The 15,686-nt window shown below is 42.1% G+C and carries 11 protein-coding genes; 7 read left to right on the top strand and 4 right to left on the bottom strand.

The window, feature by feature from the left end; translation table 11 throughout:
* Nucleotides 1–86: 86 nt before the first annotated feature.
* Entirely contained in the window at nucleotides 87–233 is a 147-nt protein-coding gene (locus G460_RS23330) for a hypothetical protein (protein WP_169817513.1), read from the bottom strand.
* Between the two features lie 167 nt (nucleotides 234–400).
* Here G460_RS23330 and hisS point away from each other — a divergent pair, with 167 nt between their 5' ends.
* Entirely contained in the window at nucleotides 401–1,762 is a 1,362-nt protein-coding gene (hisS, locus tag G460_RS0112050; RefSeq protein WP_026955592.1) for a histidine--tRNA ligase, read from the top strand.
* A gap of 1 nt (nucleotide 1,763) precedes the next feature.
* On the opposite strand, the gene G460_RS0112045 is transcribed toward hisS, so the two are convergent.
* Nucleotides 1,764–2,045, bottom strand: coding sequence for a hypothetical protein (locus tag G460_RS0112045; protein WP_026955591.1), 282 nt, complete (start codon nucleotides 2,043–2,045; stop codon nucleotides 1,764–1,766).
* Nucleotides 2,046–2,185: 140 nt separating this feature from the next.
* On the opposite strand from G460_RS0112045, the gene G460_RS0112040 reads away from it, so the two are divergent.
* Both G460_RS0112040 and G460_RS0112035 read left to right on the top strand, forming a co-directional pair.
* Entirely contained in the window at nucleotides 2,186–2,521 is a 336-nt protein-coding gene (locus G460_RS0112040; protein WP_026955590.1) for a YbaB/EbfC family nucleoid-associated protein, read from the top strand.
* 68 nt (nucleotides 2,522–2,589) lie between these two features.
* Entirely contained in the window at nucleotides 2,590–3,585 is a 996-nt protein-coding gene (locus tag G460_RS0112035; RefSeq protein WP_026955589.1) for a glycosyltransferase family 2 protein, read from the top strand.
* Here the strand turns inward: G460_RS0112035 and G460_RS0112030 are convergent.
* Entirely contained in the window at nucleotides 3,582–3,800 is a 219-nt protein-coding gene (locus G460_RS0112030; RefSeq protein WP_026955588.1) for a PspC domain-containing protein, read from the bottom strand. The two genes, G460_RS0112035 and G460_RS0112030, sit on opposite strands and share 4 nt — an antisense overlap.
* 101 nt (nucleotides 3,801–3,901) lie before the next feature.
* On the opposite strand from G460_RS0112030, the gene G460_RS0112025 reads away from it, so the two are divergent.
* The 4 genes from G460_RS0112025 (at nucleotide 3,902) to G460_RS0112010 (ending at nucleotide 14,882) form a co-directional block, all read left to right on the top strand.
* Nucleotides 3,902–5,653 (top strand): tetratricopeptide repeat protein, encoded by a 1,752-nt coding sequence (locus G460_RS0112025; protein ID WP_157366923.1) that lies wholly within the window; start codon nucleotides 3,902–3,904, stop codon nucleotides 5,651–5,653.
* Nucleotides 5,654–6,135: 482 nt separating this feature from the next.
* Nucleotides 6,136–9,450: a SusC/RagA family TonB-linked outer membrane protein gene (locus G460_RS0112020; RefSeq protein ID WP_035464393.1), complete on the top strand. Its 3,315-nt coding sequence runs from the start codon at nucleotides 6,136–6,138 to the stop codon at nucleotides 9,448–9,450.
* A 48-nt stretch (nucleotides 9,451–9,498) separates the two neighbouring features.
* Entirely contained in the window at nucleotides 9,499–11,226 is a 1,728-nt protein-coding gene (locus tag G460_RS0112015; RefSeq protein ID WP_026955585.1) for a RagB/SusD family nutrient uptake outer membrane protein, read from the top strand.
* A gap of 137 nt (nucleotides 11,227–11,363) precedes the next feature.
* The gene (locus G460_RS0112010) at nucleotides 11,364–14,882 is read left to right on the top strand and encodes a VCBS repeat-containing protein (RefSeq protein WP_026955584.1); all 3,519 of its coding nucleotides are present in this window, start codon (nucleotides 11,364–11,366) and stop codon (nucleotides 14,880–14,882) included.
* On the opposite strand, the gene G460_RS0112005 is transcribed toward G460_RS0112010, so the two are convergent.
* The gene (locus G460_RS0112005; protein WP_026955583.1) at nucleotides 14,883–15,644 is read right to left on the bottom strand and encodes a creatininase family protein; all 762 of its coding nucleotides are present in this window, start codon (nucleotides 15,642–15,644) and stop codon (nucleotides 14,883–14,885) included.
* Between the last annotated feature and the right edge of the window lie 42 nt (nucleotides 15,645–15,686).

Here is a 15,686-nt window from a genome sequence, read left to right as displayed (position 1 = left end):
CTGCTCATTGCCAATTGGTGAGGATGGGTGTGTCTTTAAACTAAAAAAGCGACCTGAGGTCGCTTTTAAGGATCCTGAATTGGATCTTATTTCTTTTCGAAAGACTTTTTGATTTCTTCCACGTCCACGTTTTTGATCACTGGCTGAGCATTCAATTGCTTCAATTTGATCGTACGTGTATTCTGGCCTTGTCTTTTTCTTCTTAGTTTTCTCTTTAGAGTAGTAACTGCCATGACTATATGTGTTTAAAGATTTTTGTTTCGAAACGGAGTGCAAAGGTAAAGAAACATTTTTTTATAGCCTATTATTCTTGGTGAATAAATTAGCGGATATCCTTAAAATCAAAGGGATTTCTACATTTTTTCGATAAATTTGAGCTTTAATCACCAGAAAAAGAAGCATGCAAAAACCAAGTTTGCCTAAAGGAACCAGGGATTTTGGACCTGTACAGATGGCCAGAAGGAATTTTATTCTGGATACGATCAAAGATACATTTCGGCTCTTTGGCTACAATCAGATCGAAACTCCCGCGATGGAAAATCTCAGTACATTGACGGGAAAGTATGGCGACGAAGGCGATCAATTGCTTTTTAAAATCTTGAATAGCGGAGATTTTCTAAAAAAAGTAGAGTCAGCAGACCTAGAAAAAGGTCCTCAGGCTACTCTTTCAAAAGTTTCTGAAAAAGGTTTGCGCTATGATCTGACTGTTCCCTTCGCGCGATTTGTGGTGATGAATCGCAATGAATTGACGTTTCCATTCAAGCGTTTTCAGATTCAGCCCGTTTGGAGAGCAGATCGACCGCAGAAGGGGAGGTATCGTGAATTTTACCAATGTGATGCCGACGTGGTCGGGACAGATAGCCTGGTGTGTGAAGCTGAGATTATTTTGATGATCAGAAGAGTTTTTGCTCAACTAGGCTTGAAAGATTACTCGATCAAAATCAACAACCGAAAGATTCTGACCGGAATTTCCGAGGTGATCGGAGAGTCAGGGAAAGAAGGTCCTTTGTGTGTGGCAATAGACAAGCTCGATAAAATAGGATGGGAAAAAGTTCAGGAAGAGCTTTTGCAAAGGGACTTCGCGGAGAGTTCGATGGAGAAGCTTTCTCCTTTGGTCAACTATGATGGAGATGAGTCCGGTAAATTGGAGTTTCTAAGGACTTTTCTTCAAAGCAGTGCCGTGGGACTAGAAGGAGTGAGAGAGCTGGAGGAGACTTTTGAACTTTTGGGACAGATGGGCGAAAATCTAAACCATGTGGAACTGGACATGGTGTTGGCCAGAGGTCTGTCATATTATACCGGGGCTATTTTCGAAGTGAAAGTCAATCATGTCTCTATCGGCTCAGTGAGCGGTGGAGGTAGATATGATAATTTGACAGGTGTTTTTGGACTTCAGGGAGTATCTGGTGTGGGCTTCTCCTTTGGCGTAGACAGAATCTATGATGTGATGGATGAGTTGGATCTGTTTCCAAAAACGAAACTAGAAGGAACTCAGTTGCTTTTGACCTATTTTGATTCGAAGGGATTTGGGTATGCCTTGTCGCTTCTGCAACAATTCAGGCAAAAAGGAATCGTGGCAGAGATCTATCCAGAATCTGCCAAAATGAAAAAACAACTGGATTACGCCTCCAAGAATAGCATTCCTTACGTAGGAATCTGTGGAGATCAGGAAATAGAAGACAATACCCTTGCTCTGAAAAACCTGGCTACAGGAGATCAGCAAGCATTGACTATAGAAGGTGTGATAGAGGCTTTAGTCTAGCTCATTCGACTTTCAGAATAGAATTGATAGGAATGGTGACGCCTCCTTTGAGTACGATGAATTCACTGGCTACAGCCCACACGGTGGTGTAGACCTCGTAGATTTGCTCATTGGCGGACTGGAAAGTGATATGGACTTTGGAGTGAAGTAAGTTGCCCAAAGTCTGAGATCTTTGGAGGTCTGCGAGTCTCAATTTGATCTCATCGGTACTTTGCAGCACTTCTTTTCTAGAAAAATTAAGCGTGTTGATTTGCTCTTTTTCAATGGATTCTTTGATCTTCATAGGTTGATTGCTTAGATGTTATTATAGACAGAGAATCGTCTGGAAAAGTTTCCGATTGTGAGTGAAAATTTGATGAATGGATTATGTTCGGATGATTGTTTTGAAAAAATATAAAATGTAAAAATATAATTTGTTAGAGTATGTTTGATTTTATGAATATGATGAACAAGGTCAAGGAGGCTCAGGCTAAAATCAAAGAAGCCCAGTCTCAACTTGTTCACTTGACTGCTGAGGGAGAAGCAGGGGCAGGTTTGGTCAAAGTCTTGGTCAATGGTGAAAGAAAGGTTTTGCAGATCGATCTGGATGAGTCTCTTCTCACTCCTCAAGACAAGGAGATGCTCAGCGATCTGATCGTAGCGGCTACCAATATTGCCATGGAGTCCATCGATGGCAAGATCAAAGCCAAGATGAAAGATGCTACTGAAGGAATGATGCCAAATATCCCAGGGATGGATCTGGGGAGCATGTTTGGATAAAAAAACTGTCAATCAAGACCTCCGGCTAAGCAAAAGTTGCAATAACTGGAGGTGAGATCTATTTTTCTTTGAAAACCTGTGCGATTGTCATATTGAACTACAATGGGGAAGAAATGCTGAGGCAATTTCTTCCTTCTGTTTTGACTCATTCTGTCTATGATGTCTGGGTGATCGACAATGCCAGTCAAGACGCATCTCTTGAGGTGTTGCGTCGTGATTTTTCTCCCGTCCAGTTGATCGAATTGAAAGAGAACTTTGGCTATGCCGGAGGCTACAACTGGGGCCTGGCAGAGCTTCAGGGTAAGTATCAATATTACATTTTGCTCAATTCTGATGTGGAGGTCTCCCCTCGCTGGGATAGGATCCTTGTAGAGACATTGGATGAGAATAGGCAGGCTGCTGCAGTACAGCCAAAGATTTTGTCTTATCAGGATTCGAGCAAGTTTGACTATGCAGGTGCCGGTGGGGGGTACTTGGATTCTTTTTATTATCCTTATTGCAGAGGTAGGATTGGTGAAGTGCTCGAAGAGGATACCGGTCAGTATGATGATACGGTCTTGGTCGATTGGGCTTCAGGGGCTTGTCTTGCAATTCGGGCAGATTTGTTTCATCAGATGAATGGCTTTGATGCGCATTTTTTTGCACACATGGAGGAGATTGATCTTTGTGTACGCATGAGACAAGAAGGGTATCAGATTTTATATAATGGAAAATCTGCAGTGCTTCATCTGGGAGGGGCCACACTGTCGCGCAGCAGTCCGCGTAAACTCTACCTGAATATCAAAAACAGTCTGGCGATGATCTATAAGGCTGAGCGGGGATTGCGGTACTATTGGATTTTTCTCGTGAAAGCTATTGCCGAGGGAGCTGCTGCATTAGGTTATTTGATCAAGGGAAAAAATGAATTGAGTCAGGCAATCTGGTCTGGATATCGGGATTTTCTGGCCTCCAAGGACTTATTTTTTCCAAATAAGGCAAGAAGCAGATTTCAAAAATTGGGACTTTCCAACTGGATTTATTGGGATTCTTTAGTCTTGGGCAAAAAGACTTTCAAAGAGCTTTAGTCAAAAAGAGCAGGATTGTTCATCTTTCGGAAGTATTTTCGAATTTTCATCAACATTGCCATAGAAACATAGATGATCACTGGCGAACCCAATGTGATGAAAGAGAGGTAAATGAAAAACAATCGAATGCTGTCTATGGGGAAATTAAGTTTCTCACCCAGTCTGGAACAAACCCCGAAGGCTCTCTCTTCAAAAAACAGTTTCAGTTTTTGCATGACAGTTGATGGTTTAGTTTTACTAAAATAGAAAAATCATTTAAAGTAATTAAAGCAAAATGTCTGCCCGATTGTTTTTTCAATATAGAAAAGTTTTCCTTTTGTTGGTTCTGAATTGCCTGAGTTTCCTCGCATTGGGGCAGGATGGGCGATTTTTGAAAGAAGTAGAGATGCGTCCTAGTCAGCTGGAGTACTTTCGGGATTCTGTCCGTTTTTCCATCAAAGGGAAAGTAGCCATTGAGTCAGTCATGACTCCCCGCAATCCTGAAGTGAAAGTAGTCATGAAGACAGTCGATAGGCAGTTGGATCTTGGAGTACTCGAATTACAAAAGAACTTGGCTGATTATTCCTTTCAGAAGGATTATGTATTGGCATTTGAGCCATGGATGGAAGGAGCTATTCTAGAAGCACTTTTTTTCCAAGGGAAAAAAGAAAGCAATAGTCCGTCTGAGACTTTGCAGCTGGCCAAAGGGGTGATTATCACTCCTTTTCTGGCGAAAATAGGAAGGGTAAGCCCGGATGAACCTATCCCTCAAGCAGGGTTATACATTCCTGCTGGGGCGGTCAGTAGAGACATTGCACAGACAAAAGAATTTCAGATTTTTTTCAACCCCGGGGAATCCAACTATGTAGGCAGTACTCGCAATGAGGAGATGATCAATCAGATCCGTGATTTTGTGGCGGAAAATCCCTCCATTTTGTCTATCTCAGTGATGGGGCTTCAGTCTCCAGAACAAGCTGAGGGGAAAAACAGCAAATTGGGATATGATAGGGCAGTGACTGTGCAGGAGCTATTGTCTGAGCGAAAACTTTTTTTGAGAGATTCTATGATTCAGATAGATTCTCGCTGGCATGACTGGTTTGACCTCAGGATCTTGATCCGGGACTACGAAGGTCTCGGCCCAGATCAGAAAGAAACCTATTATACTATCCTTACCAATGGGGAGAGTTACCTGCAGCAAAAGGAAAAGCTTGAGCAAGTCTCAGGATTCTCAGCTCTGTCAAGAAGGCTATACCCACAATTGCGAATGGCCAAAATTGAAATCAAGGCCAAGCCAGAATCAGGGTTGGGTGCGGAGCGAATGCAGATTTTGAGAAGAGAACTACAAGCTAATTCATCTCAATCAGAATTGTCATTTATTGAATGGGCCTTGGCTGGAGAGACTGCTCCTAGACTGGAAGAAAAAGCTCAGATTTATACCAAGATGACAGAGCTATTTCGTTCGCCATTACCCTACAACAATCTAGCGGTAGTCAAAATCAAGGAGTCACAACGAACACTTGATTCGGATCTTCAGGAAAACCTTTGGGTGGAGGCCGAATGGCTTCTCAATCGATCCTTGCGTCTGGAAGAGAATGCTTTTGCGCTTCATAATTTGGGACAGATCTTTGCCTTGCGTGGTCAATATTGGGAGGCGTATCAGTATCTCTCGGATGCCTCTGTGCTGAATAGATCTCCTGATTTTCTGATGAGGAATGAAAGTCTCAGGGGAGCGCTGGATATCATCAGAGGAGATTATAAGTTGGCGACTCTTCGATATGACTATCCATTCACGGAGTCCTTGGATTTTTTTAATAAAGGGCTTGCTCATTTTCTAGCTAAGGAATATGGGCCTGCTTCGTTGGCATTTGAAGAGTCAGTAGTGAGGAATAGAAGTTTTGGATATGGCTACTATGGGCTCGCGTTGATAGCTATCAATAGTGGTCAAAATGAAGTGGCACTGATCCAGCTTGAAAAGGCAATCCAAGCAAGTGACTTGATCTATCAGAAAGTATTGATTGATCCAAGCTTTGATGATCTGAGGTTGGAAGAAGAATTTTTCGAAGTACTAAAGAGAAACAGAAGCCTTTAAGAATTTTCTTTTTGTTAAGAAACAGCCCCAGTTGTTTGATTTCCGTAATAGTTAAGTCGTTTTTTTTGAAAAAATATCAGAAAAAGGGTAGCTATGTTTAGAATTTTTATGAAACAAAACAAAATTAGGGCAAATACCCTATTGTTTTTTAGGTGAAATACCAAAGAATATTTAGCCTGATAAGTTTGAAAATTGTTTTAGAATATTTAACATTGACGATTATGATTAACAATAAAACCCAAAATATCGCCAATGACCTATTCTACGTAGTTATTCCCCCACTCCTAACTTAGCATCATCCGATGCGCTCAAACCTAGAGGGTTTTCCTCCTTTTGCAGGTATTCTTACCACGGTATAGTAGCCACAGGTAATTTATTGCAAGTCTATTATCTGTAGCCATTATTCTGCAATCTACCCCAATCGATTGCATGATCAATTAACATACAAGTATTTGAGAATAATCTTGTTACCCAATCTATCTATGTTTATGAAAAATCTTTACAAAAGTCTAAGTGCATTCTTATTGCTCTTAGTATTAGCGAGTTCTGCCGCCTTTGCTCAGCGCACGGTGACAGGGACGGTGCTGGATGAATATGACGTAGGGTTACCTGGTGTGTCCGTTCTAGTGAAGGGAACCACATCTGGTACCGCTACAGATATTGATGGGAAGTTTTCCCTCAATGTGCCTAATGATGACGCTGTATTGGTGTTTTCCTTCATTGGATATGCCAAAGTAGAACAGGTCGTCGGGAATAGAAGTGTAATAGATGTCAAACTGGCTCCAGATGAGCAGACTTTGACAGAGCTTGTAGTGACTGGATATACGATTGATAGCCGTCGTGAAACTACAGGTGCCATCGCTACAGTGGACCCTAAGGATTTGACGGTGATCCCTACCGGAAATGTCGAGCAAACACTACAGGGGAGAGTATCAGGTGTGACTGTGATTTCTAATGGTCAGCCAGGGACTTCTTCGATTGTACGCGTTAGGGGATTTGGATCTTTTGGAGGGAATCAACCTCTCTATGTAGTCGACGGGGTGCCAGTCACCTCTACTGATTTTCTAAATCCTGATGATATCGAATCTACGACCGTGTTGAAAGATGCGGCAGCAGCTTCAATCTATGGAGCGAGAGCGTCTAACGGTGTGATTATCTATACTACTAAAAGAGGTAGAAGAGGTGATCAGAAGCTCAGAGTCGATTACAATGGGATGTTTGGAGCTACTGATCCAGGCCAAGGGTTGGATATGATGAATCCACAGGACTTTGCAAACTACACTTGGATCGCAGAACAAAATCGAGCTTGGTTAAGTGGAGAAGATCCGGAATTTGATCATTCACATTTTGGCAATGGAAGTAGTCCAGTGATGCCTTACTACCTGAGTGTAATTCAACAAAATCCAGATGGTTCTTTGCAAAATCAATATGGTGTAACTACTCCTTTGACAGCGGCTCAAATCGAACAGCAGGCTCAGTGGTATAATGTGGACCCAGAGAAAGGTGCCATTTTACAATTGATCCGAGCAGCTCAAGGAGAAGGGACTGATTGGTATGACGCAATTACAAGAGTTGCTCCTCTTCAACGACATTCAATTGGTGTAAATGGAGGGTCGGAAACGAGTAGGTTCTATCTAGGTCTTGGATATCAGGACCAGGCTGGAATTATTTTGAATAACAACTTCAAAAGAATTTCACTAAGGGCCAACTCTGAATTTGATGTAACCAATAGAATCAGAATTGGGGAAAATTTCCAAGCAACATATAGACAAGTTTTAGGTCAATCTGGAGGCAATGGTGGACAAGGTATTGCTCAGGATGAAAATGATATTTTGGGTGCTTTTAGAATGCCTTCAATTATTCCAATTTACGATGAGTTTGGAGGGTATGCAGGTACTTCTGTAGGTGACTTTAACAATCCAAGAAATCCCGTAGCCAGTCGAGAAGGTCAAAAGGACAATAGAAACTTCAACGCCAATATTTTTGGAAACATCTATGCTGAAGTTGATCTCATGGAGGACTTGACGTTTAGGACTTCCATCGGTGGGCAATACAATAATTATTATTACTGGAATTATACCAGAAGACAATACGAGAACTCAGAGAATAATTCTGCTTTTGGATATTCTGAAGGATCTGGATATGATTTTAAATGGACCTTTACAAATACAGTCTCTTGGAAAAAGACATTTGACAAACATGCGTTTGACGTGATCTTGGGTCAAGAGGCTTTGAATACAGGTACAGGAAGAAATATCTCTGCATCTGGTCAAAATCCATTTTCTAAAGACCCGGATTTTGTGACGATTACCAATTTGCCAGTGAGCAGTAGAATTGTAAACTCAGGACTTTACAAAGGCGTGAATTTCTCTTCCTACTTCGGAAGGGTGAATTATACATTCAATGACAAATACTTGTTCAGTGCTGTGGTTAGAAGAGACGGTTCCTCTGTGTTTGGTGAGAATTCAAGATATGGTGTCTTCCCCGCATTTTCTGCTGCATGGAGAATCTCCTCTGAAGGATTTATGCAAAGCGCCACTTGGATAGATGAATTGAAAATCCGAGGTGGATGGGGACAAATGGGGAACTCAAACCCAGTGCCTCCAACAAACCAATACTCTACTTTTGCAGGTGATGTAGGCTCTACTTCTTATGACATTACAGGAAGCAATTCTTCAGCAGTCATAGGGTATAGAAGAAATCAAATCGGTAACGCAAACACGCAATGGGAGACAGCAGAGACTAAGAATATTGGTTTTGATGGTACCTTCTTCAATGGTCGATTGGATGTGATTTTCGATTGGTGGAGAAAGGACACCAAGGATTTGTTGTTCCAGTTGCCAATTCCTCAAACAGCGGGAAGTGATGCGGCTCCTCCATTTATCAACATCGGTGAGATGCTGAATAGAGGGATAGATCTATGGGTGCAAACAAAAGGTAATTTAAGTTCTGCTTTGACTTATGAGCTGACGGTAACAGGGTCTACCTTGAAAAATGAAATAGTTTCATTGGCTCCTGGTTTAGATATCATTACTTCTATCAATCCATCCTATAGAGGTATTCAGCCGATCAGAAATCAAGTTGGACAGTCCTTGTCTGCATTCTATGGATATAAGCAAATAGGATTATTTCAAAGTGCTGAAGACGTCGCAAATCATGCGGTACAATTGGGGGCTGCTCCAGGTCGGTTGAAGTTTGCAGATATTGACGGAAGAGATGAAAATGGAAATTTGACCGGTATGCCAGATGGTAAAATTGATGCTGATGATCGAACTTTCCTTGGTAGTCCAGTACCTGATTTCACAGGTGGTGTAAATTTCTCTCTTGGTTACAAAGGTTTTGATTTGGCGGCTTACTTCTATACATCTATTGGTGGAGAGATTTGGAACCAGTCTCGATGGTTTACTGATTTCTATCAGACATTTGAAGGAGCTGCTATTTCAGAAAGATTGAAAGATTCTTGGACTCCAGATAATCCAAATGCAACCATTCCTATTGTAGAAAGAACAACGAACTTCTCCACATCTGAGCAGGCTAACTCCTATTATGTGGAAGATGGTTCCTACTTGAGATTGCAAAACGTGACTTTAGGCTATACACTTCCTCAGAATATTCTTGAAAGATGGAATATGGAACGTTTGCGAGTGTTTGCTTCTGCAAACAACTTGTTTACAATCACTGGTTATGAAGGGTTGGATCCACAAGTTGGAGGTAACGCAGATACAACTTTCGGTATCGATGTAGGTAACTATCCGGTGACGAGAGGTTATACTTTCGGTGTCAACCTGAGCTTCTAGGGCAAAGGAGAGAAAACGAGATGTTTTATTTAAAAATTGATCATTCAAATGAAAAGATTTAATATAAAAATTGGAGCACTTCTTTCCTCAGCCGCTTTAATGGTTGCGGTAAGCTGTAGTGATGATTTCTTGGATGTGCCACCAGTCGGTGTGCTCAATGAGTCTCAGTTGCAGACTCTTGCTGGACTTGAAGCATCCTTAATAGCGGCTTATTCTCAGGTAAACGGAAGAGCTAATAGACTCGCTTCTCCATCCAACTGGGTTTGGGGGAGTATTCGGGGCGGAGAAGCCAACAAGGGAACTGACCCTGGTGACTTTGCTACTATCAATCCCGTGCAGAGATTTGAAGTGAACTCTGCTTCTGGAGATATTGGAGCCAAATGGAACGGTGCCTATGAAGGAATCGCAAGATGTAACAGTGTGCTGAGACTGATGGCAAACGCTGCCGAAGATGTGACCGAAGAAGATATTATCAGAATCGGTGCTCAGGCTAGATTTCTGCGAGGACATTATTACTTCGAGTTGAAAAAACTATATGGCGATACTCCTTACGTGGATGAAAATGTAGATTATGGCTCTGGTTTAGAAGAAATCAGTAACAATCAAGATTTGTGGCCATTTATCGAAGCTGACTTTGAATATGCTGCTAATAATCTAGCCCCTACGCAGGGACAGGTCGGAAGAGTTAATTCTTGGGCTGCAAAAGCCTATCTCGCTAAAGCCTATCTATATCAAGGGAAATATTCACAGGCAAAATCACTATTTGACGATATCGTGGCAAATGGGATGACATCCAATGGACTGAAGTATGCTTTGGTAGATGACTATGCAGAGCTTTGGAGAGGAGAGCATGACAATAATAGCGAGACCATATGGGCTTATCAGTCAGCTGCGGGTACTGGGTCAGTTAATAATGCAAATCCGGAGTTTGATTTGAACTTTCCGTACAATTCAGCTGCGCCAGGTGGATGTTGTGGGTTCTTTCAGCCATCTTTCACTTTTGTCAATTCATTCAGAACTGACGCAAATGGTTTGCCTTTGATCGATAATTCATATAACGATCCTGCTAATCGAGTGAAAAGTGATATGGGACTTGGTTCTGCTGATCCATTTACTCCTGATACTGGCAACCTTGATCCTCGTTTGGATCACACAGTAGGAAGAAGAGGAATCCCTTATTTGGATTGGCAAGACCATCCAGGAGCATCTTGGATTCGAAATCAACCAAATGGAGGTCCATATTCACCTAAAAAATATGTGTATACGCAATCTGAGGTGGGTTCTTTTCAAGATAATTCTTCTTGGACACCAGGCTATACTGGTTTAAATGTCTATATCATCAGATATGCAGATGTGTTGCTTATGTCAGCTGAGGCGGATATCGAAACTGGTGATTTGGAAGCTGCCAGAGGCAAAGTAAATATGGTAAGAGAAAGAGCCATGAACTCTAAGCTGATGAGGGATAATGGTTCTGAAGCTGCCAATTATAAAATTGGTACCTACCAGTCTGCATGGTCTAACCCAGATATGGCTCGCCGAGCAGTAAGGTTGGAAAGAATGTTGGAACTCGGAATGGAGGGACACAGATTCTATGATCTCGTGAGATGGAATACGGTTCAGTCTGAATTGGATTTCTATTTTGCTTTGGATGGACAGTTGCTGTCTTCTGCCCTTGGTGGTGCTGCATTTACTGAAAAGTATAAGCTTTTACCTATTCCGCAAGATCAGATAGATATTACAGGGTCCGATATTTTGATTCAAAATCCTGGTTTCTAATTAATTTAAGTATGATTTAAAAAGAGGCTTTCGGGCCTCTTTTTTTTTGATTTTGCATTGATAAATGGCTGTTTTTATTTCTCGTACTCTTCAAGAAATGCTATTTTGAGAGTTGATTCAATCACCCAAAAATACCTATGAAGTATCTATCTATTCCTCTTGTTATTGGCTTTGTAGTCTGTCTTTTTTCCTGTCAGAAAACCGAAACTTTATTTGAGTTGAAAAATCCGGAGTATACCGGGATTGATTTTGCCAATCAGATCGTCGAGACAGATTCTTTCAATATTTTGACAGATGAATATATTTTCAATGGGGGAGGAGTGTCTGTAGCCGATTTTGATCAAAATGGTCTGCCAGATCTATTTTTCACAGGCAATCAGGTAGGCAATAAACTCTATCTGAATCAAGGTGATCTGAAATTTGAAGATGTATCCGCAGTAGCCGGAATAGAGGCTTTGGAGTCATGGTGCACCGGGACTACGATTGTCGATATCAATGGCGATGGATGGATGGATCTCTATGTGGTAGCTGCGATGAAGACAGGTTTGGGTCAACGAAATAATCTTCTTTTTGTCAATCAAGGTAAAGATGAAGATGGTGCCATTACTTTCTTGGAAATGGCAGCTGAATATGGAATTGCGGATGCCGGAAATGGTATGGGGGCAGCGTTTGTGGACTACGATTTGGATGGTGATCTCGATCTCTACGTGCTCAATAATGAGCAAAGCAAAGTGATTCCTTCCAACTATAGAGAAAAAATCCTAGATGGTTCTGCCATTAATAATGATGCATTTTATAGAAACAATGGTGACGGTACATTTACCAATGTGACACTGGAGGCAGGGATTACAATAGAGGGTTTTGGTTTGGGTTTATTGATAGCGGATATCAATAATGACGGCTGGCCGGATATACATGTGTCCAATGATTATATCACCAATGACATTTTGTATATCAATAACCAAGATGGTACTTTTTCTAATCAGATAGCTGATCGTCTCAAACACCAAAGTCAGTTCTCCATGGGGGCTGATATTGCTGATTTCAATAACGATCTCAAACCGGATATTATCACCTTGGACATGCTGGGCGAAGATAACTATCGTAAAAAGACGACGATAGGGATGAATACCTATCAAGTGTATATCAGCAATGAGCAGTGGGGCTACGAGTATCAATATGTGCGCAATATGCTCCATATGAATAACGGGAAAGACCTTCCCTTTAGCGAAATAGGAATGTATGCTGGGATGTATCAGACGGATTGGTCTTGGTCACCACTTTTTGGAGATGTGGACAATGATGGCTTGCGGGATTTACTCGTGACCAATGGATTTCCCAGAGATATCACAGATAAGGATTTTGCAAATTATCGGGCTGACGTAGGAAATGTGGCTACAGTGAGACAGCTTCTGGACTCGATCCCTATCGTGAAGATTCCCAATTATGCTTTTCGGAATCAAGGGGATCTGACATTTCAGGATCTGGGAGTAGATTGGGGTCTAAGTGTTCCGTCTTTCTCCAATGGAGCTGCTTTTGTGGATTTGGATCTCGATGGTGACCTAGATTATGTGGTCAACAATATCAATGATCCGGCTTTCGTCTTTGAAAATCTGCTCGATCAAAAAGAAGATTCAGGATCCTATCTTCGGATCAAACTTAAGGGTACTGCGCAGAATCCGTTTGGTCTTGGGACTAAACTTCTACTGACTCTTGAGAATGGACAAAAACTATATCAAGAGCAGCAGATTGTCCGAGGGTACATGTCTTCGATAGAGGAGGTCTTGCATTTTGGGATTTCAAAAGGGGAGAAAGTCGCTTCTGTCTTAGCAATTTGGTCTGATGGCAGACGGCAAGAAATAACTTCTCCTTCATTGAACTCTGTCATAGAAATCAACTACACAGATGCTCAATCTAGCCAAAGTAGACTTGCTCTTGTGGATGAGGATGAATCCACACCGCTTTTGAAAGAAGTGTCTCAGGATTTAGGCTTGTCCTATACTCATCAGGAAGAGGATAAGATTGATTTTTACATTCAGAGGATACTTCCCCATAAGCTGACTCAGTACGGACCTGCAATGGCAGTAGGAGATGTCAATGGAGATGGGTTGGAAGATTTGATCGTAGGCTCATCATCTGGTTTTCATCCCATGCTTTTTGAGCAGAGTTCGGATGGGACTTTTTCCCAAAGTGAATTGCTTCCCGGTGAAAATACAACGTATGAGGAAATGGGGATTCTTCTGTTTGATCTGGAAAATGACGGTGATTTGGACCTTTATCTGGTCAGTGGGAGTAATGAGTTTGCTCAGAATGCGCATGAATATCAGGATAGGATTTATCTCAATGATGGACAGGGAAATTTCACATTGGATCAAAACTTCTCATCTGTCAAAGCAAGTGGAAGCACGGTGAGAGCGATGGATTTTGATCAAGATGGATATCTGGATCTTTTTGTTGGAGGGAGGACGCCTGTTGCCAATTATCCATTTGCTGAGAATAGCTTTCTCCTCAAAAATAGAAATGGTGTACTGGAAGATGTGACTGATCAGTTGGCTCCAGATCTTAGAAATGTAGGAATGGTGACTGATGCGGTTTGGTCAGATGTAGACTTGGATGGCAGGATGGATTTGGTCATGGTTGGTGAATTGATGCCAATTACAGTCTTCAGGAATGATGGTGAAAAGTTACAAAAGATTGATGCTGGGCTGGGCGAGTACCTTGGGTGGTGGAATTCGATCACTTCAGGTGATTTTGATCAGGATGGAGATGTAGACTTTGTGGTCGGGAATCTAGGGATGAATAACCATCATCACCCGACTAAGGAAAGGCCGGTCAAAATATATGCAAAGGACTTTGATAAAAATGGAAGTGTGGACCCGATTACATTCTCTTGGTATAAGAATAGAACTGGAGAATATCAGTCTTTCCCAAGTCATTTTTGGGCAGACTTATATGGGCAAAGCACACTTTTTAGGAAAAAGTTTGAGAGGTATAAAACCTATGCGTTAAGTACAGAAGAGTCTCTGCTGACCGAGGAAGAAAAAAAAGATGCACTCGTGCTTACGGGTAATTACGATCGATCTGTGTATGTGGAAAATATAGGTGGAGGGAAATTTCAAGTGCATCCTTTGCCGGCAATGGCTCAGTTAGGTCCCGTCAATGGCTTACTGTCAGAGGATGTCAATGGCGATGGGTTTTTGGATATTTTGCTCACAGGCAATGATTACGGTAATGAGATTTTCATCGGGAAGCTGGATGCTTTGATAGGCTTGGTGCTACTCGGAGATGGAGCAGGAGGATTTGTCGAGATGAGCCCTTCTCGCAGTGGATTTGTGGTGCCTGGCGATGCCAAAGCTTTAGTCAAGCTCACTTCAGCAAGTGGCGCACCGCTTTACATCGCCTCCCAAAATCGTGGAGAATTGAAAGTCTTTCAGGGGCAAAATAATCCCAATCAGACAATCGTACCAGGCTCTGACGTCGCTGCTTTACTGGTAGAGTTAGAGAATGGGAAGACTCAAAGGATAGAAGTGACTTACGGTGCTGGGTTCCTTTCGCAGTCTTCCAGAGAGCTCACCCTGCCATCTGGTGTCAAGTCTCTTCAGGTAATTGACACAAAGGGAAAGGTGAGAGACTTTGATTTAAATGTGTTGAATTGATTAGCGGTACAATTCTCCGGGATGTACGGAGCAAATGTCGAGAATCAGGTCTGCGACCTTGTCTGTGACATCTTCAAAATAACGCCTTCCCTTTTCTGGGGAGGCTTTTTTTGGATTTCCTATTCCTGTGTCTTCTGTGACTTGGGACCATTTACGCTCCGTCCAGGCCCATTTTTCCCGTACTCCTGCTATGACGGACTTTTTTTCTTTGCCCATGCCGGCCTCTTCTAGAGGAAGAACCAGCTGAGGATGTAGGTGCATGATAAGAGAAGTCTCCAATTCATCTGCATGGTCGCCACCTTCTTCAAAATAAGTCGCCTTATCCAGTGCTTGAAACCAATTGCAGGTGAAAAGAAGCATATCTGGGAATTTCAATCCAAGTTCTCTGAGAGCTGTTTTGAAGTCATTGCCTCCGTGACTGTTTACGATCAGAAGTTTTTTGAGCCCTTGTCTGTCCAAGACCTCAATCAAGTCTGAAAGGATGGCAAGCTGAGTGCTGGGGTTGAGGTTCATATCGAGATAGATATCCGATTGTCCCGTATTGACACCAAAAGGTACTGTGGGGAGGATGGTGACATTTGCTCCGTTTTCCCAGGCTTTCCGTCCAGCTTCCTCAGCTACAGCGTCTGCTTCATAAACATCTGTCCCATAAGGCAGGTGGTAATTGTGCGCCTCTGTGGCTCCCCAAGGCAATACTGCCAATTCAAAGCGGTGGTTTTGTAAATCTTTCCAATTGGCTTCTTTGAGGATGTAAGGTCTCATGTAATTTTTGAGGGATTTGATTGAAAAATGGCTTATTTAGGG

The sequence above is a fragment of the Algoriphagus vanfongensis DSM 17529 genome (assembly GCF_000429465.1).
Taxonomy (GTDB): Bacteria; Bacteroidota; Bacteroidia; order Cytophagales; family Cyclobacteriaceae; genus Algoriphagus; species Algoriphagus vanfongensis.
This window is presented reverse-complemented; position numbering and strand designations above follow the sequence as displayed.

Bases quoted from the DNA above. Each gene is read 5' to 3' on its own strand.
- G460_RS23330 (WP_169817513.1), bottom strand. From the start codon at position 233: ATGGCAGTTACTACTCTAAAGAGAAAACTAAGAAGAAAAAGACAAGGC.
- G460_RS0112005 (WP_026955583.1), bottom strand. From the start codon at position 15,644: ATGAGACCTTACATCCTCAAAGAAGCCAATTGGAAAGATTTACAAAAC.
- G460_RS0112030 (WP_026955588.1), bottom strand. From the start codon at position 3,800: ATGCAAAAACTGAAACTGTTTTTTGAAGAGAGAGCCTTCGGGGTTTGT.
- G460_RS0112045 (WP_026955591.1), bottom strand. From the start codon at position 2,045: ATGAAGATCAAAGAATCCATTGAAAAAGAGCAAATCAACACGCTTAAT.
- G460_RS0112040 (WP_026955590.1), top strand. From the start codon at position 2,186: ATGTTTGATTTTATGAATATGATGAACAAGGTCAAGGAGGCTCAGGCT.
- G460_RS0112020 (WP_035464393.1), top strand. From the start codon at position 6,136: ATGTTTATGAAAAATCTTTACAAAAGTCTAAGTGCATTCTTATTGCTC.
- hisS (WP_026955592.1), top strand. From the start codon at position 401: ATGCAAAAACCAAGTTTGCCTAAAGGAACCAGGGATTTTGGACCTGTA.
- G460_RS0112010 (WP_026955584.1), top strand. From the start codon at position 11,364: ATGAAGTATCTATCTATTCCTCTTGTTATTGGCTTTGTAGTCTGTCTT.
- G460_RS0112015 (WP_026955585.1), top strand. From the start codon at position 9,499: ATGAAAAGATTTAATATAAAAATTGGAGCACTTCTTTCCTCAGCCGCT.